Below are 22,593 nucleotides of genomic sequence, written 5' to 3' on the forward strand. Positions count from 1 at the left end.
GTCGCGGCCTCCCGGCGCTCGGGCGGCAATCGAGTCGCTTTGAGGAACTTTCACGCTGTGAAGCGCTTTTGTCTGGGTGAAAAACATCATCGTAATCGCCGCGTCCGTCGGCGGGCTTCAGCCTTTGCGCAAGATTGTCGAGGCCCTCCCGGGCGATTGTCCTGCATCAGTATTCATCGTCGTCCACATAGGCGATCATCGGAGCGATTTGCCGACAATTCTTTCCTAGTCCTCCAAGCTGAGCGTATCTTTTGCTCGGGACGGTTCTCCGATCCAAGCCGGTCACATTTACGTCGCGCCGCCCGACGAGCACATGATTTTGGAGTTCGGGCGCATACGTTTAAATCGTGGGCCGAAAGTACACCACACGCGTCCCGCCGCCGATCCGCTCTTCATATCTGCAGCGAATGCTTACGGGGACCGCGTTACGGGCGTCGTCTTGAGCGGCGAGGATAATGACGGCGCTGAAGGGCTGCGAGCCATAAAGCAGCACGGCGGCCGGGGCGCCGTTCAGAAACCCGAGGAGGCGATTGATCCATCCATGCCGGAAACGGCTATCGCGAGAGACAGCCCCGACGCGTGTTTGTCCCTGGAGGAAATCGTAAAGCTGATGGAAGCCTGCGGAGCGACGGCGCCGACCGCCGGCGGCAATTCCGCGAAGCTCGAGGATCGACGCGGTTGACGCGCCGGGAACATGCGACGCCGACCAGCGAGTCGGCGCCCGCGCAGGGGCTTTGCGAGACCGCCTACTTCGTCAATATGAGCTTATTGTTCGCCGTGATGCGAAGCCGATAGCGCTCCCCCGCATGAATGATCGTGGCCTCCCGTCGCGGACCAAGCAATTCCTGCGATTCTATTTCGAGCGGCGCGACCGCGTTCCCGGCTTCCGATCTCGGCGCGATCGGTTCTCCGTGACGCGGCGCCTTTGGTTGTTTCTCCATAAATGACACACATCAAACAGGCGCCGCGCGCCCGTCAATAACAGGCTTTCTTCCTTGGAAGCTTTCTATGTTTGGAAGAAAGACGTCTAATCGAACATTGCCGGTGTCCAGTTCGTCTGCTTTGGAACATTTCTATTCGCTTAACGCCGGAATTGACTTCTGGGCGCAACTAATCTGGAAATTTTCCAAGTCCAACAACCGGAATTTCGCTTGAGCGTGTCTCCGGGTCCGTCCTAGAAAATGAAAATATATTTAAGCGATCAGCAAGCCAGCCAAGGCGGAACGCCGAGCCAGCCAGCAAACGCTGCAATATCCGCATGACTGGAGGGTGCCAAGTGAAACACGTTCGCGGCTCGATCAAATCCCCATTATCGCTGAGAAGCATACGGCCGACGCCGCCGGGCGCGTCCTTACGGGACGGATCGGCCGTCGCAGCGCTCGGCGTCGCCGCCTTCATCTCCTCATCGGCCGGCGGCGCCCTCGCTCAGGATTCGTCCACGACGCTGCCGCCGGTCAAAGTCGACGCCCCGCGCGAAAAGCCCCGGCCGGTCGTCGTTCCCGCCAAGCCGAAACCCACGCCGGTCACGGTCGCGAAACCGCAGTCGGCGCGTCACCCGGCGCAGACTCAGGCGTCGACAGGACAGCGCCGCTCCGGCCCGAGTTCAGCCGCAGCGTCGGCGGGCGGGCGGGGCGGGGGCGCGCCGAACGCCGCCCCGCTTCCGATCTTCGTCGCCGCGGCGGATGCCGACCCTTACGCCGATCCGGTTGCGCCCTATCGCGCCGTTCGGCTGCAATCCAATAAATTCACGCAGCCGATCATCAATACGCCTCGCACGGTTACCGTTCTCACAAAGGAAGTCCTGCAGGACAAGAACGCGACGACCTTGCGTGAAATCGGCCGCAGCACTGCGGGCGTGACGCTCGGCACGGGCGAAGGCGGCAACGCCTTCGGCGACCGCTTCTTCATTCGCGGCTTCGACGCGCGTAACGACATTTTCATCGACGGCATTCGAGATCCGGGCGTCAGCATTCGCGAAAATTTCTACACCGAGCAGGTCGAAATTCTGCGCGGTCCCGGCTCGACTTTCGCGGGCCGCGGCACCGCGGGCGGCGCCATCAATATCGTAACGAAGCAGGCTGGCGAGCGCGACTTCACCGATCTGAATTTCATGGGCGGCTTCTCCGACCATACGAAACGTGTGACGCTCGACGTCAACAGAGCGATCACGCCGTCGCTCTTTGTCCGCCTTAACGCCATGTATCAGGACGCCAATGTCGCCGGACGCAGCTATGTCGTCGACGACCGCAACGGCGTTGCCGGCTCCGTCGTCTACAAGCCGATCGAAGGGCTGACGCTGACGGCGGAGTATAACCACGTCTATCTGCGCGGCCTGCCGGATTTCGGCGTCCCCTATAACCGCATCACGAACCGGCCCTTCACCGAAAACTTCGTGCCGCGCTACACGTGGTACGGCTTCCTCGATCGCGACTTCCAAAAATCCCAGCAGGATTTCGGCACCTTCACCGCGCAATACAAGGTCTCGGAAAACGTCACGCTCAGCAGCAAGATTCGCCAGGGCCGGTCTGTCCTGGACTATATCGGGACGCTCGCGCAGAGCCCCAACTTCTTCGCTGCGACGGTGAACCTCAGCCCGCAAAGCCGCAATCAGGTGACGTCCGTCCTGGACAACCAGACCGAGGCGGTCGTCAAGTTCGACACCGGCCCGGTGAACCATGCGGTTGTGACGGGCGTCGAATTCTCGCGTGAGCAACTCACGCGCGACACTTATGCCGGGCTGCAATCGGAACTCAATGCGCCGGGCTCCAATCCCAGCATCCCCGGCAATCTTTATCTTCCGCCGACCTACCTGCCCTTTGGGCGCCCCTACCTGAACGGAAACCCGACGCGCATCGCCGTCGACACCGCATCCGGCTATGTGATCGAGACGGCGGACTACCAGAACACCGTTATCGCAAACGCAGGCGTCCGGTACGACGACTACACAATCACGAGCCGGAACGAGACCTACACGACCTTTGCGGCGAATCATTCCGGGATGGTCAATTACAATGCCGGCCTGGTCGTGAAGCCGCTGCAGAATGTCAGCGTCTACGCCGCTTACGCGACGTCGAGCAATCCCGTCGGCGCCGAGCTGGACGGAAGCGCGGCGAACTATGGCGGACTCTCGACCGCCGCCCAGATCTTCCCGCCGCAATATAACCGCGCGAAGGAAATTGGCGTAAAGTGGCAACTATTCGAGCATCTGCTCGCCACCGCGGCCCTGTTCCGGACGGACGTCACGGGGGCGCGCGAGGTCAATTCCGGCGTGACCACCGGCAACGCGGCCTATTACGTTCAGGGTCTCGACCTGGAGCTCGCAGGCAACATCACGGACAAGTGGAGCGCGATCGGTGGTCTTGTCCTGATGGAATCCAAGGTCACGAGTTCCTACGCGCCGACGAATGTCGGGCTGCAACTCGCCAATGTCGCCCATCAGTCGTTCAGCATGCTCTCCAAATATAAATTCGGAGACCTCCTCGGCTTTGACGCGGACGTGCTGGAGTTCGGCGGCCAGGCGATCTATCGGTCGAAAGTCTATGGCGGCAACAATCTCGTCGCCAATGGCGGAACGAACTTCAACGCTTTCGGCTGGCCGGCGCCGACGGCTGCGAATCCGTTCGTCAACGTGCCGACGATCCTGCCGTCCTACTGGCGCTTCGACCTCTTCACGGAAGCGAAAATCGGTCCGTATGCGACGCTGAAGTTCTCGGTGCAAAACATCTTCGATCGCACCTTTTACGATGCGTTCTATCAGACGGCCGCGCCCTTCGTGCAGATCGCGCCCGGACGCGCGGCCTATCTCGAAGCCCGCGTGAAATTCTAGGAGGCGCGTCGATGCTCGCCCATGTTCCCAGCGCGCTTGGCAAGGCTGATATCCTTCGTTTGCGCGAGGCGCTCGCCGGCGCGTCTTGGGAGGACGGCGCGTCGTCGGGCGGAGCGAGCAAGACGGCGAAGCGAAACAGCCGGGTGCCGCCCGACTCTGAATTGTCGCGCAAGCTCGGGTCGGCGGTGGCGTCGGCTCTGCTCGCCAGTCCGGCCTTCGTCGCGGCGGCGATCCCGCTGAGAATTTTCCCGCCTCAGTTCGAAAGATATGAGGCGGGGGATCGCTACGATCCGCATGTCGACAACGCCGTGCGCGGAGACGCCGTGACTGGCGCGCGCATCCGCGTCGATCTCGCGGCGACGCTGCTCTTGTCGGCGCCCGAGGAATATGACGGAGGCCACCTTATCGTCGAAGATATTTTCGGGTCCCGCGAGTTCAAGCCGCAGGCCGGCGACGTGGTGCTCTTTTCCGCGGGCAGCCTGAACATGGTGACGCCCGTCGTCCGCGGGGAGCGCCTCGCGTCTTTCATCTGGTTGCAGAGCATGATCCAGTCAGACGAGGCGCGCGACATCGTCTGCGATTTGGACGCGGCGATACAGGACCTCTCGCAGCGCGTCGACGTCGGCGACGCCGACATGCGCAAGCTTTCGACGGTTTATCACAACCTCATCCGCATTTGGGGAGAAGCGTAGGCGCCCATGCTGATCTGCATCCCCGAAGTCCTCAGCAAGCAGCAGGTCGCTTTTTTCCGCGAAACCATGGCGGCGGCGGATTGGGAGGACGGCCGTGCGACCGCCGGCTCGCAATCTTCGCTGGTGAAGAACAATCTCCAATTGCCGCAGGACGGCGCGGCCGCGCGGGAATTGGGCGAGCATGTCTTGCAGGCCCTCGCCAATTGTTCGCCCTTCGTTTCGGCGGCTCTTCCGCTCAAGGTCTTTCCGCCGCTGTTCAATCGCTATGGCGTTGGACACAGTTTCGGGCTTCACGTCGACAACGCGATTCGCGGCGTTCCGGGAACTGCGATCCGGATCCGCACGGATCTTTCCTGCACGCTGTTTCTGTCGGAAGCGGAGGATTACGACGGCGGCGAACTCGTGATTGAGGATCGCGTCGGGCAGCAGGAAGTCAAGCTTGCCGCAGGCGATCTTGTTCTTTACCCTTCAACGAGCCTTCACTGCGTGCGTGAAGTGACCCGCGGCGAGCGCGTCGCATCCTTTTTTTGGCTGCAAAGCATGATCCGGGACAATGTGGCCCGCGCTTTGCTGTTTGACCTCGACCAGGCGATTCAGTCCTTGAGCAATCGACTTGGCGCAGGCGACCCGGCTTGCGTCCGGCTGACCGGAATCTATCACAACCTCATTCGGATATGGGCGGAAGCATGAAAATCACGTTGCGTTCGGCGTTCCTGGGAATGCTTTCTCTTGAGGGCTTCGTCTCCACGGGTTGGGCTCAGGGCGCTCCAGTCGCTCACGCCGTCGACGCCGCCATCGCGGCGACCAAGCCTCACGATCTTTCGGTCTGGACGATGTTCTCCAACGCGGACATCATCGTTAAAATCGTCATGATCGGCTTGCTGCTGGCGTCGGTCGGAGTCTGGACGGTCCTGATCGCCAAGACCATCGAATTGAAGCGGGCGCGTCAGCGCGCCATCGACGCCATCGCAAAACTCTCCGAGGCGCGCGGACTTTCGGAAGCGCGCCTCGCCTTGGGCAAGGGCGATCGCTTGACGACCGCGCTCCTTTCAGAGGCGACGCGCGAGCTGAAGCTTTCCTCGGACATTCTCGCCGGGTCCGGAGTCAGAGAGCGCGTCGCCTCCTGTTTCGCCGAAATCGAGCGCGCCGAGGCGCTGTCGATCAAGCGCGGCACGGGGTTCCTGGCTTCCGTCGGCTCCACCGGCCCGTTCGTCGGCCTCTTCGGAACCGTGTGGGGTATCATGAACAGCTTCATCGGCATTTCGAAAGCGCAGACGACCAATCTGGCCGTCGTCGCGCCGGGCATTGCGGAAGCGCTTCTCGCCACCGCCATCGGGCTCTTCGCGGCCATTCCCGCCGTTCTGATCTACAACCATCTCGCGCGCCAGACCGGCGCCTATCTCGAACTCGTCTCCAACGTTTCCGGCGAATTGCTGCGCATCGTCTCCCGCGATCTCGATCGCGGCCATCACGCCAGCAAGATCCACGCGGCGGAGTAAAGGACATGGCGGCGCATCTCGGCAAAGGCGATCTTCAGGAAACGCATGAGATAAATGTCACGCCCTTCATCGACGTGATGCTGGTTCTGCTGATCATCTTCATGGTGGCGGCGCCGCTCGCCACCGTCGATCTTCCCGTGGATCTTCCGGCCTCCAACGCCGCGCCGCATGAGAAGCCGGAAAAGCCGGTCTATGTGACGATCCAATCCGATCTCGCGCTGGCGATCGGCGATACGCCCGTCAAGCGCAACGACCTCGTCGCGACGCTGGAAAGGCAGCTCGGAGACAAGAGCAAGCGCATCTATCTGCGCGCCGACAGCGCCGTGCCCTATGGCGAGATGATGGCGGTGCTGGAGCGGCTGCGCGCGGGCGGCTTTCTGAAAGTTGCGCTGGTCGCCCTCGACGCGGGCGGCAGAGATCCGAGCGCTGTGAAATGAGCGGCGCGACGGCTCTCCAAAACGAAACGCCGAACAACAAGCTCTGGAGCGTTGCGGCGTTTTGCGCGATCCTTCTGCATGTCGGCGGCGCGGCGACGGCGCTCCTCACCCTCCGCGGCGACATCGAAGACGATGCGAGCGGCGCGCCGGCGATCGAGCTCTCGCTCGAGCCCGTCGCCGCGCGCGAGACGGAGCCCACCGATCTCCCGCCCGGCCCCGTCACCGACGAATCCGCCGCCGCCGCGCCTTCCGTCGCTTCCGCCGAAACGAAGGAAAGCAAGGAAGAAAAAATCGCGCGCACGGAGGCGGAGGACGCCGAATTGTCGCGCGACGCGAAGCCGGACAAGCCGGTAGAGGATGAGAAGTCGCGACAGGCCCAGCAGGTGGTCTCGAGCGAATCCGCCGCTTCCGAGGCGACGGCGCCGCCGAAATCGGAGGCCGCCAAAGTCGCCGACCGCCCGGCGGCGCCCGTACAGGGCGCCGACGCCGCGGCGAACGCCGTCAAGTTGACATGGCAGAAGGCGCTCATGGCGCATCTCAACCGCGCCAAGCGCTATCCGGCCGGCGGCGGCAGACGCAGCGCGGAGGCCAGCGTCCACTTCACCCTGGATCGGCGCGGCCACGTCCTCTCCTACAACATCAAGCGCTCCTCCGGCCTCCCGGCCTTCGACGAGGCCGCGCTCGCAATGATGAAAAAAGCGGACCCGGTGCCCCCGCCGCCGCCGGTGATCGCAGACGAGAACCTGTCTTTCGAAGTGCCCGTGCAGTTCAGAGCGGACCACAGATAGCCTGACGCGCTTATATAAGGCGCGCGCCCGAACGGCGGCGGCAAAGAGGAGGCCCGCCTTTTCCTCCGCCCTCGTTGGGCGTTTTCCCGGAGAGCGGAAGGGAGAAGGCGTTACGGCGGGAGACGATGGCGCCGTCCGTTTTCGCGGCGGCCACGGCCGTATGGGGCTTTTATGGATGCATAACGACTGCCCCGGAAAGCAAAACGCCCCGCGCTTACATCCGGCGTCGGGGCGTTTCTCTTGCCGACGTCTCCGTCAGCTTGATCAGCAGTTTACCCATGTGATTCGGCGGAAACAAGGCCATCCAAATTTTTCTTTTCCATTGGTTAGCGAATGGCTGCGCCATAGCCGGATCATTATTCAGTTTTCGCTTCTGAAAAAATGCGCGGCGCCGGCGTCAGAGGTCGATCCGATCCGAGATTTTCACCCGCATTTTCAGACATGGCCTTTGTTCCCGTCGGGTGGCGTTACATGCCGTTTATTTTCAACTTGGGAAAGACGTGAGTTTGTGGTTATATAATTACGCTATATAACGATGAGCCCAATCCAGACGGAGCGCACTCATGAGCGGACGGAATGAAGAGCAGTCGCCGAGCGCAATCCTCGCGGAAACGGCGCCGGGGTCAGTCGATTTTGGCGAGCGCGCAAGCGTCGTCACCCGCGGAGTCGCGCTGGAAAATCGGTCGGCGCTGATTCATGTGCGCTTCCGCCCCGATGGGACGGTGTGGGAGATCGCAGAGCGTCCGGCGGGATTGTCCGGCGAGGAGTGGTTCAAACGGCTCTGCGCGCGTGTGGGCGACAGATTCCAGGCGCGGTGCGGCGGACGCGGGATGTTCCGCATATCCGGCGATGAACTGGAAGCGCTCAAGGCCTCGCAAACGCATTGAAGCTGGCGGCTTCTCCGCTACGCCCTCCAAAACCCTATGCATGCGCGATGGCGTCGAAAAGCGACGCCGCTTCGGCGAGGTCGAAGTCGGGGATCGTCGCCGGCGCCAGCGGGTCGCCGCCTCTCAGCCAGGCGTCAAGCAACCCGGATGAGCCGCACGCGATTCTCAAGCCCTGGGTCAGCTCATATAGTCCCCAGGCCAATCGCGCCTGACGCACCGCATTCAGCATGGCGTTCTGCACAAGGCTTCGCACAACGAGATGCGGCGTGGAGACGGCCGGTTCTTCGCCTCCGCCCTCGGCGGCGGAGACGCAGGCTTCCCTGTCCAGGGCGGCATGGCCCCTGCACGCGAGCGGGCGCAGCCGATAGGCGAGACAGAGATCATTTTCTATCAGAGGGCAATAACGCCTCGCGGCCATTCGCTCAGCCTCGCCGAGATTGCCGATCGCCTGGGCCGTATCGGAGATCCGCTCGGCGAGTCTGACGTTGCGCGCCGCGAAGGCCTGCGTATTCGCGTCAACGAACCGCGCCAGAAGAAAAATCTCCGGCGCAGTCGCGACAACCCGAAGCCGGCAGCAGGCCGCGCACTCGCCTTTGCAGGCGATTGCGGGCGCTCCTTCCGATTGAAGAGTCACATTCTTCTCGAAACTGTCGAAAGCTTGGGCGCAGAGCGCCGCGACGAGGTCGGGTCGCTCCCAACGCCCTGCGATCGTTGCGCCGAAAGCTCGTGTGGTCGCCTGAAAGAAGGAGGCGGGCCCGGCATCTTCCATTCTTTGGCGCTCCCGTGCCGCCTCGCTGGGAGGCTCTGAACCTATAGCAGATTTCGCCGATTGCTGTTGCGCGGCGCCGACTTTATATGCTCATCGCGCCGAGCTTCGTAATAGCCTTGAATGGGGGGAAGCTTGAAAAAGGGCGCCACGCGCGTGACGCCCCATCCTTCCTGAGCCGTTAGAACGTCGCCTTGACCGCGAGATACATGTTGCGGCCGGGCTCCGGGAAGCCGTTGGTCAGCAGGTAAAGCTGGTCGAACAGGTTGCGCACGCCCGCCGTCAGCTTCACGTTCGTCGTCACCTGATAATCCGCGTTGAAGTTCGTGAGGAAATAAGCGCCCGTGCGGTAATAGGCGTTGGTGTTCGGCACGACCGTCCATCGGCTGCTCGCCATTTCGATGTTCGGCGTGAGCGTGATTTGCGGGATCGGGCGATAGCCGGCATAGAGGAAGAGCTTGATGTCCGGCACCCCGATTGGCTGGAAAAACGGAATATATGGCGCGTAGACGCGACGGCGCATGACAGTGAGATTGCCGCCGAGCGAGAAATCCTCGCGCGGCTGATAATCGGCCGAAACCTCCGCGCCGGAGAAGCGTCCGGAACCCACATTCTGGGATTGCGTGACGTTTAGTCCATAGGCTGGAACCGGCACGTTCTGAATCAGATTCTGGACCCAGCTATGGAAGATATCGATTGATACGCGCGCATTCGGCGCGATCTGGCTGGACCAGCCGAGATCGTAATTGACCGCGCGCTCGGGCTGCAGGGCGGGATTTGACGTGGCGCCGCCGAAGCGGGTGCTGAAGCGCTCGAACAGCGTCGGAAAACGGACGCGGTCGGAGACGTTGAAGTAGATGCGATTGTTTTCCTTTTCGTTGTAGCGCCAAATGACGGCGCCCTGATAGTTCGGCGCGCTCATGTCCTTGGGCGTATAGGTGATCGTGCCTTGAGGCAGCGCGAAGCCTTGCGCCTGCCGCAGATGGCGCCAGTCATAGCTGAAGCCCCCGACGAGATCGATGTCCCTGCGCGGACGCAAAGTGTTCTCGACCGCCGCCGAGTAAGTGTCTTCCTGGCTCGCGATTACCGGCTCGGCCGAGCAGGGAATATTGGCCCGGCATCCCTTGTTGTTGTTCTGGTAATTCACGCCGAAATTGTTTTGCCATTCCGTGTGCGTGTCGAGGCGATAGAAAAAGAGCCCTTTGAGCGTGTCGATGTCCCCGAATTGCGTCCCGGCTTCGATATCGGTTCCCAGCGCATAGTCCGAATAATAGCTTTGGAAGGACTTTGGGAGCGACTGGAGATAATAGCCCGGGTTGTCGTAGGAATAGAGGGAATTCTCGAACTTGCTCCAATAGCCCCGCGTCTTCACGTAGGAGGAGTCGCCGAGCTGCGTTTTGGAAAGGAAGTAGAGGTTCTGCACGTTCCAATAAGGCCATTGCCAGTAATTTTGCTGAGTGATCGGTTGATACACGTTCAGCGGCGCGCTCTTGACGCCCGATTGCCGGGAGAAGGTCAGCGAATATTCGTCGGTCGCGTTCGGCGTCACGCCGACCTTCGCGTTGACGTTGTAATCTTGCGTGTAGGATTGGTCGCGCATGCCCCAGCCCTGATTGGACATCCAGGCGCCGAAGCTCGCGGGAAGGACCCAGCCGTTGAACTTCTGCCAGGCCCCGCTGAGCTGGGCATAGTACAGATCGTTCTTCGTGCCGACGAAGCCGTAGTTCTGGACGCCCTGATAGGTTCCGTCGCGCCCGAGGCTGAGGCGGCTTCTCACTTCGCCCTCGACCTCCCGAGTAGGCTTGCGCGAAACGAGATTGATCTGGCCGCCCATGCCGCCGGGTCCGTCCAGCACGGAGACATAGCCCTTGGCGATTTGCACCTCGGCGATGTCAGGCGTCAGGAAGCGGGCGAAGTCGAGCCTGTTGTCGACGGGGAGATAGACGCGCACGCCGTCAACCGTCAGCGGAACCTGCCAGCGATCAAAACCGCGGACATAGATATTCTGTTCGTTGCGTTGGCCGCCGGTGGTGTAGGAGTTGACGCCCGGCGCGATATTCACGGCTTGGTCGAGCGTGTTGCGTGCGAAGGTCTCCGTCTGGCGATTGGTGATCGTATAGCCGCCGAAGTCGTCGGTATGCTGTTTCGGCGTCGGCGCGTTGTCGGCGTTCGATTCGACGGGCGCCGGAGCCGGAGTCGATGACCCGCCCCCGTTCGGAGCGGGCGCGCTCGGTTGTGCGACCTTTGTGGGCGTCGACAGGCGACGTTCGCCCACCTTGATCTGACCCAGTTCGAACGCCTTCGGCGCGCGCACTTCAATCGGCGGCAGCGGCGTTTGCGCGCTCGCCGCACCGGTTAAGGAAAGTAAGACTCCGCCGGACAAGGCGGTCGTAACAAGCAGTCTGGTCATCGTCAGTTCCCCAGCCCTAGAGAGAATTCAGAAAGGCGAGCAGCGCGTCGCGGTCAGCTTTTGGAAGACGCCGGAACCGGTCCGCCGCGTCCCGCGCTTCGCCGCCATGCCAAAGGATCGCCTCCACAAGCGTGCGCGCCCGCGCATCGTGCAGATAGTTGGCGCCGTCGCCGGCTTTGCCTGCGAGGCCGAGACCCCAAAGGGGCGGCGTGCGCCAATCGCGCGGGCCGGCGGCGTGATCTGCGCGGCCGTCGGCGAGGTCGTCGCCCATGTCGTGCAGCAGCAGGTCCGTGTAGGGGTGTATTTCCACGCCGTTCAGAGACGGCGCCTCGGCGAAATCGCCGACCTTCAATGTATCGCGATGGCAGGTCGCGCAGCCGAGCGCGCGAAACGCCGCTTCCCCTGCAATGACGGCGGGATCGCCGGCGCCGCGCCGCGCCGGAACGGCGAGCAAGCGGATATAGCTCGTTACGGCGGCGAGCTGCGTATTGGAAAGATCGGGCTTCGTCGAGCCCGCGCGAAGACAGGCCGCCTGGCCGGGCGCGCAGTTTTCGTCGGGAAAAAGAGAAGAAGTCACGCCGATGTCTTCGGCGAACGCGTTGGCGATCTGTTGCTTCAGGCTCGGTTGATTGGCCTTCAGGCCGAAGCGCCCGAGTCGGCGCGCATTGGCTTCGAAATCGAAGACGTAATTCGGTTTGCCTTTGCCGGAAAGAATCTCTGCCTCCGGGACGGCCTCCAACAACCCCAGGCCAAAAACCGGCGGCGCGTTTCTGACCGAGATTTTCACATTGGGCCCGATCTCGCCGTAAGCGAGATTACGAAAGGCCAGCTTCGGCCGGCGCAGCACGACCCGCTCGCCGTCGCCGAGAACGATCGGCGCATCTTCATAGGAGATCGCCGCTTGGCCTTCGCCGGCGACGCCGGGGACGCCTTCGGAATTGAGCTGAGCGCCGTAAGCGGTCCGCCATGCGCATCCGATCCCTCGACGCTCAGTCTCGCCACCATGTGCCGCGCAAGGCCGTTCTCCGCGTCGGGAGCGGCGCCGCGTCCGTTCTTCACATGGCAGGCGATGCAGGAAAGCCGGTTATAAAGAGGCCCGAGGCCGACGAGGTCCGGGTGGTCTTCCGACGGGCCGATGAGCCAGGCTTGCCGAAACAGGCCCGAGCCGCGGCGGAAGGCGGCCGACTGTGCGGCCTCGAGCCCCGCGAGCGGCTGCAAGAACGCTTCAGTCTGCGGCGCCTCCGTCTCGTAGCGGGACGCGGCGGCGAGCGTCAGGCCGACGACGATCAGCGCTGCGCGCTTCACGGCGCGACTCCGAGGTTTGTCAGGATGTCTCTCGCCTTGCGGCGCGCATCGGCGATTTCCTCGCGCCATTTGGCGACGGCCGCCTGATCGATCGCGTCTTTCGAGCCGAAGCGGCCAAGGAAAGAAACGTCGCGGGCCTCGGCGCTCGAAACCGGCATAAAGCTCGCGAGCTGACGCGCTTCGGCAAGGGCGTTCGCATGGGACGCGCTCGCTCCCTCCTTCTTCTCCGCCGCGTGGATCGCGCGCCACAGCGCTGCATTTTCAGCGTGGTTCTCGACGATTGCGAGGTCGAAGAGCAGCGTGACCAGCGGCGGGCGGCGACGACCGATTTCGAAGTCGTAGTCGAGGATCAGGTCGCGCGGGAGCGTGAAAGGATCGACAAGCGCCGCCGGCTTTTCGTCATAGGCGTCGGGACGCGCCGGGTGGCGCATGCTGTCGCGCTCCATCATGAGCTTCTGCCCATCTTTCGAGAGGGCGAAGTCGATGAAGGCCTGCGCCGCATCGGCGTGCTTCGTCGACGCCGTCATAGCGATATGTGCGGGGAGGAAAGCGGTGCGCTGGGGATAGATCATCTCGACAGGCGCGCCATTCGCCTTGGCGCTGGCCGCGAAAAAATCGATCGTAAGCCCAAAGACGGCCTTGCCCTCTCGCACTTGCGCGGTCACCAACGCGCCTTGATCAAGGAGCGTCGCCTCGCTGGCCATTTCGGAAAGAAGCGACCAGCCCCCGTCCCAACCTTCGCTTTGCAGAAAAATGTCGTAGAGCGCCGGCGAGAAGCCGACCTTGGCGGGGATTGGCATGACAAGGCGGCGCGCATGATCGGGACGCGCGAGATCGCCCCAGCGCTTCGGCGCCGAAAGCTTTTCGGAGGCGGCGAGCGGCGCGTTCATCACGATCCCGTAGCCGGCGATGTCGTAGGCTTCGAAGCGGCCCGTCGGATCGGAAATCTGCTGATTGGCGAGCTTGCCGGGCAGAACGGCGCGGTCGACCTTGATCGGACGAAACGCGCCGCGCTCCTTCAAGACCGCGAAATTGGCGAGCGTCGGCGCCCAATAGACGTCGGCGCCGCCCTGGTCTGGCTTGCTGAGTTCGAGAAGCGCGTCGCGGGACTGTTTCCACACATATTGCACGTGGACGTCCGGGCGTCGTTTCTCGAATTCCTGCTCGTAACGCGTCGTCAGCTCTTCGGGGAAGCTCGTGACGACGACGATTTTGCTTCCCTCGGCATGCCCAGGCGCGAGGGCGTGCGACAAGAGGATGGCTGAAGCGGTGAGGGCGATGCGCGCGGCTCGCGCGAGCGCTATGTTCTGTGTATACATAACAAAAATAAAATTCGTCCGAACATTACTGTCAATTAATAGACGGATGAAAATTTAGCCAGAAAGCCTGTTAGCTGCGCTTACGGTGAAATGTCTCCGCCGGTGTTGCGGCGACGCCACACATTATATATAGAACCAATATAGCGATAGGCTATCCTTGTGCGAGGTTGCGCCGTTTGCCGGGTTGGCGGCGCGGCAGGCACGTGCGCCGGCGACCGCGAGAATGGCGTCCTCTGACGCAAGCGCGCCCGCTCGGCTCCGTTCGCGTCCGGCGGGCCCCCGGGCGCGGCCGTCGAAGAGCTTGCGCGAATCCGGCGAAGTTTGATGAGGGATGCTGATGAGCCGCCGCCGAGCGGTTATTGGGATATTCCTTCCGATTGCCGCTGCGTTTCCCACCAGGCGGTCAGGGCCTTTACATGGGCGTCGACAAATTGGGAAAGATCTCCGGCGAAGCGATTCCATTCTCCCGCGACGGGCGGCGACACGGCGGTGATCACCGGGATATCCGCCATCATCGCCGCGCGAAAAGCGTCGCACAGACCGCCGCGGGCGGCTTCGAGCTTGCCGAATTTGCTCAGCACGACAATGTCGACGCCGCCTTGAATCGCGTCTTCAATGAAGCCGCAGGCCAGGGCGAGGCCGCTCGGATCCAGATTGCACGCCTCCGAGCCGGCGCCGAGTTTCTGGGTGATGGGATAGGTCTCGCCGGAGGCCAGATCCTGGATGCTGAGGCTCTTGCAGCGCTCTTCGTCCGTACATGAAGACACTTCGACGACGCCGGCGACACGAAGTCCCTGGTTCTGTAGCTGCCGGGCGAAGGCGAACAGAGTGCCTTGGATCAGGAAGCTCGGGGCGCCTCGAACGGCTGCGATGCGTTTCATGGCGAGGGTCGCGCTCAGTGCAGCGACGATTGCGGCATGATGGCCAAGCAGCGCCCCGGCGCCTTTTCGATCGCCTCGACGACGGCGGAAGCAATGGCGCGGCCACGCTCATCCGTGCCCGTCCAGGACGCTTGACGCCCGCGCGGGTCGATCTCGATGAGCTTGACGCTGGCGGGCGTCAGCGTCCCGTCCCGCGCGATCCCGCGAAGATAGCCGTCCATGGGCGCGCGGAGCGGGAATCCGTCCAGATAGCCGACAACATAATCTCGAAAGACCAGGGCGCCGACATCGAGCGGCGTGCGCCAGATCCCTTGACGGGTCGAATAGACGAAACGCTCCTTGCCGACGCCGCCGAGCGGGCGGGCGACGCCGTCGGCGAGGCGCGTCTCCCCTGTCGCAACGAGGTCGCCTGTCCGCTCCGGATGCGTCTCGATCGCGATGTCGCAGTTCCGGTGAGCGCTGAATTTCGGACCGACCCCGACGGCAAGTCTGGCGAGACCTCTCAGATCAGGCGTGACGCGCTGCTTCTGCATCCGCGCGTCCACGATGATCGTCGGCGTCCGAAGCGTTATGAGATCGGTGAGTTGCTGGTGCGTGACGGCGATCCGACCCGACGCAGCGAGCGTCTGGACGATTTCGATTGCGGATTCGGCGCGCTTGCCGACGATCCCATCGACTTCTGCCTTGTCGTCGTACAGCGCGTCGTGGAACGCCATGCCCCGCCGGATGACCGGCGGAAAGGGATCATGGCTCATGATCACCCGAAACCGCTCCCAGGAGAGTCGAACCGCGATCGCGGAAGCAATCTCATTCGTGCCGAGAACGATCGCATAAGGGTCCGTCCGATTTGAGAGAAAGCCGTGCGGGCAGAATGCGTCCATGCTGGGCTCCTTTCCGGCGGAGCCGAGCAAAGCGCGGGCCAAGCGATCCGGCGACGTTATATTGACAAAATATATACCGTTCGTCGCCATTCGGGCCGCAGGGCGTCTGATTGCGCACAATGTCAGTTCGATCGGAGCCATTTTGTGGGGAAATGAACAGGTCGACTCCATCGGTGACGGCCGGAAAATTGGGGGATAGGCGCTTCTTCGGGTGGTCCCCTGCCGGAAGTCGAGCGAGTTTCAGTCTCGCATCGGACAGTCATCCTGCTCGAAAAATATAAAGGTGCGACGGCGCTTCAGTTTGTTGACAAACTTCCCAAGGCAAGGACGCCGCCGCTACTTTGTCAGCAGCCTGGGGCGTCGCCCGCTGTTCAATGATACGTTACGTGGTCATAGAAGATATTACTTGCGGATTGTTATAGGGTTGAAGAATTTTCGATTCCCAACCAACGACCTTCGGGATTCTTCGGCTCACGAGCCTCTCTCTACCTGTCGATCTCCCCGAAGACGATATCGAGCGAGCCAACGATTGCGGAGACGTCCGCCAACATATGGCCGTTTGCAAGGCGATCCATCGCCTGCAGATTGGCGAAGGAGGGCGCCCGAATTTTGCACCTGTAGGGCTTGTTCGTTCCCTGCGAAACCAGATAGACGCCGAACTCGCCTTTAGGCGCTTCGACGGCGGCGTAGACTTCTCCCGCAGGAGCATGAAAGCCTTCCGAAAATAATTTGAAATGCTCGATCGTCGCTTCCATTGATCGTTTCATGACGTGGCGCTTGGGAGGCGCGATCTTGCCGTCTTGGATCATCACCGGGCCGCGGCCTTCCGGCGATTGCAGCTTCTTCAGGCATTGCTTCATAATCCGCACGGACTGGCGCATCTCCTCCATCCGCACGCAATAGCGATCATAGCAATCGCCGTGGGACCCTACGGGAATATCGAAATCGAGCGTCTCATAGCATTCATAGGGCTGCGCCTTGCGAAGATCCCAGGGAGCGCCGCACGCCCGAACCATCACGCCGGAAAAGCCTCGAGTCCAGGCCTCGTCGAGCGTGATCTCCCCGATGCCCGCATTGCGCTGTTTGAAGATGCGGTTTTGGCCAAGAATGCCGTCAAGGTCGTCGCAAACTTTGAGGAAGGGCTCGCAAAATGCGCCGATATCCTCCAGAAGCTCTGCCGGCAAATCCTGATGGACGCCGCCAATGCGGAAGTAATTCGCATGCATCCGCGCGCCGGAGGCGCGCTCATAAAACACCATGAGCTTCTCACGCTCCTCGAAGCCCCACAGATTAGGCGTCAAGGCGCCGACGTCGGAGGCTTGGGTGGTGATGTTCAAGAGATGCGAGAGCAGCCTGCCGATTTCGCAGAAGAGAACACGAATGAGCTGACCGCGTGGAGGCGCCGCAATGCCCAACAGCTTCTCGACAGCCAGACAGAAAGCGTGTTCCTGGTTCATCGGCGCGACATAGTCCAAGCGATCGAAATAAGGCAAAGCTTGGAGATAGGTCTTATCCTCGATCAATTTTTCGGTTCCGCGATGCAGGAACCCGACATGCGGATCGGCCCGAAGAACTACCTCGCCGTCGAGCTCGAGTATCAGCCGAAGCACGCCATGGGCGGCCGGATGCACCGGTCCGAAATTGACCATGAAGCTTCTTTGCGGATCGCCTTTCGCTACGGACCAGTTCAACGAGCCAGATCCTTGCAACAAAAACCGAGCGTCAGCACAAGGCGACGACAGCGCCGTGGATGCGGGCCTATTGCGCCGCCGGCCCGCTTTGGTTGTGCAAGCCTCCCGGCTGAGAGATCCCGCGCAGCGCCTCCCCGCTGGCGTCCACTTCCTCGCATGCGGCGATATCGCCTAGAGACACGATGCCGACCAAGCGTTTGTCGTCATTCAGGACAGGCAATCGGCGCAGCCTCTGTTCGCCCATATTTTCCGCAACGTCTTCAATGTCTTCTTCCTCGAAGCAGTATTTGACTTCTTCGGACATTACGTCCCGCACCTTTGTGGCTGGTCCTCTCCCATTCGCCACGCAGCGAATGGCGATGTCCCGGTCTGTTATCATTCCAACCAGGCGGTCATTCTCGGCTACCGGGAGCGCTCCGGCGTCAATCTCTCCCATTCTCTTTGCCGCGGATTCCACCGTATCGTCCGGGCTGACGAGCTTGACGTCTCGCGTCATGATTTCGAAGATTTTCATTGAGACGATTCCTCTTGCGAGAGACGCGACCGGCTCCGGTTGCTGCAAAAAACGCGGGCCTCGGCGTAGGGGCGCGGCAAAAGCCGGACTGAGAGATAAGGCCGTGCGCTACGGCGACAAAACCCCTGTAGCGGACGCCGGTTCCAAGGGGCTTTTTTGGTCCGTTCAAAGCCGGGCGCCGGCTCGGGGGATCGAGAAAGCGCTCCAAAGCAGATTTCGGCTGAAGCTGAAGAGCGAGCGCTGCTCGGCGAGCGTCACGTTGCGCGGCAGGAGAGAACCCCTACAGCCATAAGCGCGATTGCGACGGAGGAGCGCGACGTATTTTCGGCGAGCAACCGTTCAGGCACGCGTCGCCAGCATACGAATAAGCTCTTGATCTTGGCGGAAGAGGTGGGATTCGAACCCACGGTGGAGTTGCCCCCACGGCGGTTTTCAAGACCGCTGCCTTAAACCACTCGGCCACCCTTCCCCCGTCGTGATATAGCACGGCCGCGCCGTCGCGCGAGAGGGTTCCGACTGTGCCGTTGCACTTCGCTTATGGCTCCAATATGGACGCCGCCGCCATGGCGGGGCGTTGCCCCCGGTCTCGGCTCCTTGGGCGGGCGCGACTGGCGCGGTGGCGCTTCGTCGTCATGCCGTCGGGCTTCGCCAGCGTCGTCCCGGATCCGCGGACGAATGTCTACGGCGCCCTGTGGGACGTTCCCGTTTCGGACGTCATGGCGCTCGACCGCTATGAGCGGGTGGGGCAGGGGCTTTACGCCAAGAGGATGGTTCCGGTTCTTAAGGAGCCCTTCGGGGCTTCTCCCGCGCTGGCGTATATCGGCGCAGCCCCCAACCAGGGCGCGGCCTGGCCGGGCTATCTCGCCGATATCGTCGCGGCGGCCGAAAAGCTCGACCTGCCTGAGGCCTATATCGGCTATCTGTCGTATTTGCAGGCGGAACGTAAGAAAGGCCCGCGCGGATGAGCTCTAAAGCGCCGGTTGTCCATACGGTCGGGGAAATGCGCGCCTTCGTGCGGGCGCGGCGCGGGGCGGGCGAGCGCATCGGGCTCGTGCCCACCATGGGCGCGCTTCATGCCGGACATATTTCGCTCGTCGAAGAAGCCCGTCGCCACGCCGAGCGGGTGATCGCGACGATCTTCGTCAATCCCACGCAATTTGCGCCGGGAGAGGATTTCTCGCGCTATCCGCGCACGCTCGCGGCGGATCGCGAGAAACTCGCGACGGTCGCGGCGGATCTCGTCTTCGCGCCCGCCGTGGAGGAGATGTATCCGGCGGGCTTCTGCACGACAGTGACGCTCGAAGGGCCGGCCAGGGCCGATCTCGAGGATCGTTTCCGGCCCACGCATTTTGCGGGCGTCGCCACGGTCGTCGCGAAGCTTCTCAACCAGGCGCAGGCGGATGTCGCCGTCTTCGGCGAGAAGGATTATCAGCAGCTTCTTGTCATCCGAACGATGGCCCGGGATCTCGACATCCCGACCGACATTCTCGCCGGTCCGACTTTGCGCGATCCGGACGGCCTGGCGATGTCCTCGCGCAACGTCTACCTCTCGGCCGAGGATCGCGCCCGGGCGCCCGTCCTGCATCGCGCGCTCGCGGGCGCCGCGCGGCGCATCGCCGGCGGCGAGACCATCGGCCATGTGATAAGCGAGGCGCGCAAGACCATTGCCGGTGCCGGCTTCGAGATCGATTATGTCGAGGCTCGGCATGCGGAGACGCTCGCGCCCGTCTCGCGCCGCGAGGACGGGCCGATCCGCATTCTCGCCGCCGCGCGGCTGGGGGCGACGCGGCTCATCGACAATCTTGCGGTTCCCGGGAAATGAGCCGTCGCATCGTTCGTTTCTTCGTCACGGGCCGCGTGCAGGGCGTGGGTTTCCGGGATTTTCTGCTTCGAGAAGCGAATGCGCTCGCGCTCGACGGCTGGACGCGCAACCGTGCGGACGGCTCGGTCGAGGCTCTGGCCGCCGGGCCGGAGGCGGCGGTGGCGGCGTTCATCGAGGCCGCGCGGCGCGGCCCGTCCGCGTCGCGGGTGGACAATCTGCGCGAGGCGCCCGGGGAGGAATCGGAGCTTGCCGGCCTCGAAGGCTTCACAATGGCGGCGACGGCGTAGCTCGCGTCACGGCTCGTGCGGGCGCAACGGTTTCTGTCGTTCGAAGGCCAGATCTTCGCACTGTTTCAGATCCGTTCGGACCAGACGGAACGCCTTGTCGTCCGGGCCGAATGGATTTGCGACGGTGTCGTGGCGCTGATCCGTCGGTCCGGGCGCCCATAGATCGGCGCCGCCCGGAATCGTCATGACGACGGCTTGTCGCCCCACGAGAGCAAGACGCGTTTCCGCATCGCCCGGGCCGGCGCAGCGCGCCCCGCCACGAACCGAATCTCGCGGTTTTCCGCCTCCGCATTCGGCGACCGCCGTCAGCGTCTCGGCCCGGCCGCGAAATCTGAAGGCGAGCGTGACCTGGTACATGGGGGACGGGGTTGCTGGCGCGCGCGCGGCGACCAGGGCCCTCACGAAAGCGACTTGCTGCTGCGGATGCGCGGACAAATGCGCGTCGTCATATTCCCGGCTGAAGCAGGCGAAGGATTCGCCCTGTCGTTCGAGTGGACGACCCAAAAGTTCCGCCAGAAACCGGTTGCCCGCGTCGGCGCCAAAAGCCTGCGGCTTGGACGCGAGGATGGCGAAAGCAACGATCATCGTCAGTGATTGACGGCGCATGTCTCCCCCGGCGATTGCTTTACCGAACGGCCGCGATCATAGGAGGCCGTCTGCGATTCTCGATGCGCCGGCGCACAAGAAGAGGCCCCGCGAACCCGGACTCATGCGCTCTCAAGGGGCCCGAAAATGGGCGCAAAATTGCGTTTCAGCGCGGCGTCCACGTCCGCCATCGCGGCGGTGACGCCCAAATCTTTCAGGCTCGTTACGCCGAGATGAGCGTCACGCACGCCGCAGGGCGTGATGCCGGAAAAGTGGGAGAGGTCCGGCGCGACGTTCAACGCGATTCCGTGAAAACTGACCCATTGCCGCAGGCGCACGCCAATGGCGGCGATCTTGTCTTCCGCGGACTCGCCACTGAGCCCGCGCGGCTTGTCCGGGCGCCGCACCCAGACGCCGACGCGCGCCTCGCGGCGTTCGCCGGCGACGCCAAAATCCGCCAGCGTTGAGATCAGCCATGATTCGAGCCCGCAGACATAAGCGCGTGCGTCTCGCCGGCGGCGCGCGAGGTCGAGCATGACATAAGCCACGCGCTGGCCGGGACCGTGATAGGTGAACTTCCCGCCGCGTCCGGTTCGATGCACGGGAAAGCGGGCGTCGAGCAGGTCCGTGTCCTTCGCCGAGGAGCCTGCCGTGTAGATCGGCGGGTGCTCCAGCAGCCAGACGCATTCGGCCCCGTCGCCCCTCGCGATCCGGGCGGCGCGGTCCTCCATGAAGGCGACGGCCTCCCCGTAATCGACAAGCTCGCCGCTCACGCGCCATTCGACAGGCGGCGCGCCGGCCGGCGGCGCGAGCGCAGGGTCGAGCGAATCGCGGGGCAGGGGGCAGGAGGCGTTCATGCGGCGGGTTCGTCCTCGGAAGGCGCGCGGCCGGCGGCGCGCTTGATGTCGTCGATCTCGTCGAGCATGGCCTGAAGGGCGCGTATGGCCCGCTTTTCCTTGCGGGAGAGAGGTTTGTCAGGCTCGAAATGGTCGAGCAGAACCCGCAGCGCGTCGCCCATGCGGCCGAGCTGCTTGCCATAGCTGCCGACATTGTCCAGCACCTTTCCCTCCACTTCCGGCGCGCTCGAATGGCCTAACTCGACATTTAGGAAGGCGAAGCGGTTCCCGACAGCGCCGAAATTCGTCCAGGGCGCGACGCTGAAGGGCACGTCGCCGGAGAGAGGAAGCTTGAAAATCGCCAAGAGAATCTCCCAGTTTCAAGGGCAATCGCGCTTCTCTACAGCATTTTTCGCGCCGCGGCGCCCTTTCTTGGGAGCGCCCTTGTCATCGCCCGGTCAATTTGTTACAGGCTGCGCGCCGGCGCTTCGCAGCTATGCGGTGAGCGCCCTTTGCGGTCGTGGCGGAATTGGTAGACGCGCTAGCTTGAGGTGCTAGTTGGGCAACCAGTGGAGGTTCGAGTCCTCTCGACCGCACCAAGCCTTTTCGGGTTTGATGCGCCTTTCTTGAGCGCCATTCGGCGCGAAGCTTTCCCAAAGGACTGTCTGGCTTTCTCCCCTAGCAACGCTCCCCGGGGATACGTGACCGACTGCGCGTTTCGCGGGTCGGGGCGCAGGCTGCGGCCGACGCCCTTGACGCTGGCGGCGCCCGGCCGAAATCGAGGTCTGGCGGCAAGCAAATCCGAGGGAGCGCGCCCGATGGAATATAAGACGTCCATCCGCCAACGTATCGAGGCGATCAACGGGGTGAAGCGGACCTGGTTCGAATGGACCAGCGCTGAAAGAACGGATGCGAAGCTGCTGGTGGTCGAAGTGGATTTCGACACCGATCCCAATTCCGCCGGCTATAGCGACAGAGCGATCGCAGCAATCGGCCAGGCCTATGAAGACGTGTTGCAAGAGGGGCTGCAAGACAACAGGCCCGTCCTCGTCTCCGGAATTCGAATTGTTCCGATGCACTGAGCAGATCGCCTTTTCGACAAGGGCGCCGTCTTGCCTGGACTTCCGGCCTGCAAAGCTAAGCTTTCGGTCTGGCTTAGTAAGGACA

General features: G+C 62.8%; 24 protein-coding genes, 2 tRNA genes and 1 pseudogene. 13 read left to right on the plus strand and 14 right to left on the minus strand.

Features of this window, described 5'->3' with window-relative positions; genetic code table 11:
* Window positions 1-76 precede the first annotated feature (76 nt).
* A pseudogene (locus tag ACNHKD_RS08150) lies at window positions 77-682 on the plus strand (chemotaxis protein CheB).
* Window positions 683-746: 64 nt separating this feature from the next.
* Here the strand turns inward: ACNHKD_RS08150 and hemP are convergent.
* Window positions 747-941, minus strand: a complete 195-nt coding sequence (gene hemP / locus ACNHKD_RS08155; RefSeq protein ID WP_442756564.1) for a hemin uptake protein HemP — start codon at window positions 939-941, stop codon at window positions 747-749.
* A gap of 335 nt (window positions 942-1,276) precedes the next feature.
* Here hemP and ACNHKD_RS08160 point away from each other — a divergent pair, with 335 nt between their 5' ends.
* The 7 genes from ACNHKD_RS08160 to ACNHKD_RS08190 all read left to right on the plus strand — a co-directional run bounded on the left by ACNHKD_RS08160 (window position 1,277) and on the right by ACNHKD_RS08190 (window position 8,129).
* Window positions 1,277-3,826, plus strand: a complete 2,550-nt coding sequence (locus ACNHKD_RS08160) for a TonB-dependent receptor domain-containing protein (protein WP_442756565.1) — start codon at window positions 1,277-1,279, stop codon at window positions 3,824-3,826.
* An 11-nt stretch (window positions 3,827-3,837) separates the two neighbouring features.
* Complete coding sequence (locus tag ACNHKD_RS08165; RefSeq protein WP_442756566.1) at window positions 3,838-4,518, plus strand: Fe2+-dependent dioxygenase; 681 nt, start codon at window positions 3,838-3,840, stop codon at window positions 4,516-4,518.
* Window positions 4,519-4,524: 6 nt separating this feature from the next.
* Entirely contained in the window at window positions 4,525-5,208 is a 684-nt protein-coding gene (locus tag ACNHKD_RS08170) for a Fe2+-dependent dioxygenase (RefSeq protein WP_442756567.1), read from the plus strand.
* Between the two features lie 29 nt (window positions 5,209-5,237).
* Complete coding sequence (gene exbB / locus ACNHKD_RS08175; RefSeq protein WP_442756867.1) at window positions 5,238-6,017, plus strand: tonB-system energizer ExbB; 780 nt, start codon at window positions 5,238-5,240, stop codon at window positions 6,015-6,017.
* Window positions 6,018-6,022: 5 nt separating this feature from the next.
* Window positions 6,023-6,454, plus strand: coding sequence for a TonB system transport protein ExbD (gene exbD / locus ACNHKD_RS08180; RefSeq protein ID WP_442756568.1), 432 nt, complete (start codon window positions 6,023-6,025; stop codon window positions 6,452-6,454).
* The gene (locus ACNHKD_RS08185) at window positions 6,451-7,242 is read left to right on the plus strand and encodes a TonB family protein (RefSeq protein WP_442756569.1); all 792 of its coding nucleotides are present in this window, start codon (window positions 6,451-6,453) and stop codon (window positions 7,240-7,242) included. Before exbD ends, ACNHKD_RS08185 begins: the two co-directional genes overlap by 4 nt.
* Before the next feature lie 563 nt (window positions 7,243-7,805).
* A complete protein-coding gene (locus tag ACNHKD_RS08190) occupies window positions 7,806-8,129 on the plus strand; it encodes a hypothetical protein (RefSeq protein ID WP_442756570.1) in 324 nt (107 codons plus the stop codon).
* Window positions 8,130-8,163: 34 nt separating this feature from the next.
* Here the strand turns inward: ACNHKD_RS08190 and ACNHKD_RS08195 are convergent, their stop codons facing one another.
* The 10 genes from ACNHKD_RS08195 to ACNHKD_RS08240 form a co-directional block, all read right to left on the minus strand.
* Window positions 8,164-8,898, minus strand: a complete 735-nt coding sequence (locus ACNHKD_RS08195) for a YkgJ family cysteine cluster protein (protein ID WP_442756571.1) — start codon at window positions 8,896-8,898, stop codon at window positions 8,164-8,166.
* A gap of 178 nt (window positions 8,899-9,076) precedes the next feature.
* The gene (locus ACNHKD_RS08200; RefSeq protein WP_442756572.1) at window positions 9,077-11,305 is read right to left on the minus strand and encodes a TonB-dependent receptor domain-containing protein; all 2,229 of its coding nucleotides are present in this window, start codon (window positions 11,303-11,305) and stop codon (window positions 9,077-9,079) included.
* Window positions 11,306-11,321: 16 nt separating this feature from the next.
* Window positions 11,322-12,200, minus strand: coding sequence for a di-heme oxidoredictase family protein (locus tag ACNHKD_RS08205; RefSeq protein WP_442756868.1), 879 nt, complete (start codon window positions 12,198-12,200; stop codon window positions 11,322-11,324).
* Complete coding sequence (locus tag ACNHKD_RS08210) at window positions 12,089-12,610, minus strand: di-heme oxidoredictase family protein (RefSeq protein WP_442756573.1); 522 nt, start codon at window positions 12,608-12,610, stop codon at window positions 12,089-12,091. The genes ACNHKD_RS08205 and ACNHKD_RS08210 overlap by 112 nt, the downstream gene beginning before the upstream one ends.
* Window positions 12,607-13,929, minus strand: coding sequence for an ABC transporter substrate-binding protein (locus ACNHKD_RS08215; protein WP_442756574.1), 1,323 nt, complete (start codon window positions 13,927-13,929; stop codon window positions 12,607-12,609). The genes ACNHKD_RS08210 and ACNHKD_RS08215 overlap by 4 nt, the downstream gene beginning before the upstream one ends.
* Before the next feature lie 356 nt (window positions 13,930-14,285).
* Window positions 14,286-14,810, minus strand: a complete 525-nt coding sequence (locus ACNHKD_RS08220; protein ID WP_442756575.1) for a DUF2478 domain-containing protein — start codon at window positions 14,808-14,810, stop codon at window positions 14,286-14,288.
* A gap of 14 nt (window positions 14,811-14,824) precedes the next feature.
* Complete coding sequence (locus ACNHKD_RS08225) at window positions 14,825-15,691, minus strand: xanthine dehydrogenase (protein WP_442756576.1); 867 nt, start codon at window positions 15,689-15,691, stop codon at window positions 14,825-14,827.
* 485 nt (window positions 15,692-16,176) lie between these two features.
* Window positions 16,177-17,340 carry an NADH-quinone oxidoreductase subunit D gene (locus ACNHKD_RS08230; RefSeq protein ID WP_442756869.1) on the minus strand — a complete coding sequence of 388 codons (1,164 nt, stop codon included), beginning with the start codon at window positions 17,338-17,340 and terminating at the stop codon, window positions 16,177-16,179.
* A 109-nt stretch (window positions 17,341-17,449) separates the two neighbouring features.
* Window positions 17,450-17,896: a CBS domain-containing protein gene (locus ACNHKD_RS08235; RefSeq protein ID WP_442756577.1), complete on the minus strand. Its 447-nt coding sequence runs from the start codon at window positions 17,894-17,896 to the stop codon at window positions 17,450-17,452.
* Between the two features lie 379 nt (window positions 17,897-18,275).
* Window positions 18,276-18,365, minus strand: a tRNA-Ser gene (locus ACNHKD_RS08240).
* A 49-nt stretch (window positions 18,366-18,414) separates the two neighbouring features.
* On the opposite strand from ACNHKD_RS08240, the gene ACNHKD_RS08245 reads away from it, so the two are divergent.
* From ACNHKD_RS08245 to ACNHKD_RS08255, 3 genes are read left to right on the plus strand one after another with little or no spacing between them, the layout of a single operon-like run.
* Entirely contained in the window at window positions 18,415-18,861 is a 447-nt protein-coding gene (locus tag ACNHKD_RS08245) for a gamma-glutamylcyclotransferase family protein (RefSeq protein ID WP_442756578.1), read from the plus strand.
* Window positions 18,858-19,718, plus strand: coding sequence for a pantoate--beta-alanine ligase (gene panC, locus ACNHKD_RS08250; RefSeq protein WP_442756579.1), 861 nt, complete (start codon window positions 18,858-18,860; stop codon window positions 19,716-19,718). The genes ACNHKD_RS08245 and panC overlap by 4 nt, the downstream gene beginning before the upstream one ends.
* Window positions 19,715-20,005, plus strand: a complete 291-nt coding sequence (locus tag ACNHKD_RS08255; protein ID WP_442756580.1) for an acylphosphatase — start codon at window positions 19,715-19,717, stop codon at window positions 20,003-20,005. Before panC ends, ACNHKD_RS08255 begins: the two co-directional genes overlap by 4 nt.
* A 6-nt stretch (window positions 20,006-20,011) precedes the next feature.
* On the opposite strand, the gene ACNHKD_RS08260 is transcribed toward ACNHKD_RS08255, so the two are convergent.
* The 3 genes from ACNHKD_RS08260 to ACNHKD_RS08270 all read right to left on the minus strand — a co-directional run bounded on the left by ACNHKD_RS08260 (window position 20,012) and on the right by ACNHKD_RS08270 (window position 21,791).
* On the minus strand, window positions 20,012-20,611 hold the full coding sequence (locus tag ACNHKD_RS08260; RefSeq protein ID WP_442756581.1) for a hypothetical protein: 600 nt from the start codon (window positions 20,609-20,611) through the stop codon (window positions 20,012-20,014).
* 101 nt (window positions 20,612-20,712) lie between these two features.
* The gene (gene lipB / locus ACNHKD_RS08265; RefSeq protein WP_442756582.1) at window positions 20,713-21,447 is read right to left on the minus strand and encodes a lipoyl(octanoyl) transferase LipB; all 735 of its coding nucleotides are present in this window, start codon (window positions 21,445-21,447) and stop codon (window positions 20,713-20,715) included.
* On the minus strand, window positions 21,444-21,791 hold the full coding sequence (locus tag ACNHKD_RS08270; protein ID WP_442756583.1) for a hypothetical protein: 348 nt from the start codon (window positions 21,789-21,791) through the stop codon (window positions 21,444-21,446). The genes lipB and ACNHKD_RS08270 overlap by 4 nt, the downstream gene beginning before the upstream one ends.
* Before the next feature lie 149 nt (window positions 21,792-21,940).
* Here ACNHKD_RS08270 and ACNHKD_RS08275 point away from each other — a divergent pair.
* Together ACNHKD_RS08275 and ACNHKD_RS08280 are read left to right on the plus strand one after the other, a co-directional pair.
* Window positions 21,941-22,025, plus strand: a tRNA-Leu gene (locus ACNHKD_RS08275).
* 219 nt (window positions 22,026-22,244) lie between these two features.
* Complete coding sequence (locus ACNHKD_RS08280) at window positions 22,245-22,508, plus strand: hypothetical protein (RefSeq protein ID WP_442756584.1); 264 nt, start codon at window positions 22,245-22,247, stop codon at window positions 22,506-22,508.
* The last annotated feature ends 85 nt before the right edge of the window (window positions 22,509-22,593 follow it).

It is taken from the genome of Methylocystis sp. JAN1 (assembly GCF_052186135.1).
Classification (GTDB): domain Bacteria; phylum Pseudomonadota; class Alphaproteobacteria; order Rhizobiales; family Beijerinckiaceae; genus Methylocystis.